At 62.4% G+C, this 1,731-nt stretch carries 1 protein-coding gene; it reads right to left on the bottom strand.

The window, feature by feature from the left end:
• On the bottom strand, positions 1 to 1,635 hold a 1,635-nt coding region (locus L1D11_RS22415; RefSeq protein ID WP_239862823.1), incomplete at its 3' end, for a hypothetical protein.
• Positions 1,636 to 1,731 lie beyond the last annotated feature (96 nt).

Below are 1,731 nucleotides of genomic sequence, written 5' to 3'. Positions count from 1 at the left end.
GCCATCAAGGCTCACCTGGACGATGTCGTTGTTGACCGTGCCGGTCAGGCTACCGCTCACGGTGATGCCATCGACGTCGTTGGTGATGAAGTCCGTCGCCAGACCTGAGTCGTCTGTGATGCTGTCGATAGAGACCGCCGTCACGCCCGAGTTGGTGCCACCGGTACCCGTGCCGGTGCCGCCACCGCTGCCGTCAATGTCAAAGGTCACGTCTTGGCTGTCACTGAGCTCGGTGTCGTTGCCGACGTAATCGAGCACGCGCACTTGRTAYGTCTGCACTTCCCCGTCGGTGCGGGTGGTGGYGTCSACGTAACTCCAGCTGCTGCCACTGACCGTGGCGTCGTTCCACGTCGCGCCGCCATCAAGGCTCACCTGGACGATGTCGTTGTTGACTGTTCCGGTCAGGCTACCGCTGACGGTGATGCCATCGACATCGTTGGTAATGAAGTCTGTCGCCAGACCTGAGTCGTCGGTGATGCTGTCGATAGAGACCGCGGTCACGCCCGAGCTGGTGCCGCCGGTACCCGTACCGGTGCCGCCGCCACTGCCGTCAATGTCAAAGGTCACATCTTGGCTGTCACTGAGCTCGGTGTCGTTGCCGACGTAATCGAGCACGCGCACTTGGTACGTCTGCACTTCCCCGTCGGTGCGGGTGGTGGCGTCCACGTAACTCCAAGATAGACCACTGACCGTGGCGTCGTTCCACGTCGCGCCGCCGTCAAGGCTCACTTGGACAATGTCGTTGTTGACCGTGCCGGTCAGGCTACCGCTGACGGTGATGCCATCCACATCGTTGGTAATAAAGTCTGTCGCCAGACCCGAGTCGTCGGTGATGCTGTCGATAGAGACCGCCGTCACGCCCGAGTTGGTGCCGCCGGTACCCGTACCGGTGCCGCCGCCACTGCCGTCAATGTCAAAGGTCACATCTTGGCTGTCACTGAGCTCGGTGGTGCCGACGTAATCGAGCACGCGCACTTGGTACGTCTGCACTTCCCCGTCGGTGCGGGTGGTGGCGTCCACGTAACTCCAGCTGCTGCCACTGACCGTGGCGTCGTTCCACGTCGCGCCGCCGTCAAGGCTCACTTGGACGATGTCGTTGTTGACCGTGCCGGTCAGGCTACCGCTCACGGTGATGCCATCCACATCGTTGGTGATGAAGTCCGTCGCCAGACCTGAGTCGTCGGTGATGCTGTCGATAGAGACCGCCGTCACGCCCGAGTTGGTGCCACCGGTACCCGTGCCGGTGCCGCCACCGCTGCCGTCAATGTCAAAGGTCACGTCTTGGCTGTCACTGAGCTCGGTGTCGTTGCCGACGTAATCGAGCACGCGCACTTGGTACGTCTGCACTTCCCCGTCGGTGCGGGTGGTGGCGTCGACGTAACTCCAGCTGCTGCCACTGACCGTGGCGTCGTTCCAGGTCGCGCCGCCGTCAAGGCTCACTTGGACAATGTCGTTGTTGACCGTACCGGTCAGGCTACCGCTCACGGTGATGCCATCGACATCGTTGGTGATGAAGTCTGTCGCCAGACCTGAGTCGTCGGTGATGCTGTCGATAGAGACCGCGGTCACGCCTGAGTTGGTGCCGCCGGTACCCGTACCGGTGCCGCCGCCACTGCCGTCAATGTCAAAGGTCACGTCTTGGCTGTCACTGAGCTCGGTGTCGTTGCCGACGTAATCGAGCACCCGCACTTGGTACGTCTGCACTTCCCCGTCGGTGCGGGTGGTGGCGGC

The organism is Vibrio sp. Isolate32, assembly GCF_022397955.1.
Lineage (GTDB): Bacteria > Pseudomonadota > Gammaproteobacteria > Enterobacterales > Vibrionaceae > Vibrio.
The sequence above is the reverse complement of the archived record's forward strand: the minus strand, read 5'-3'. Positions and strand labels throughout refer to the sequence as shown.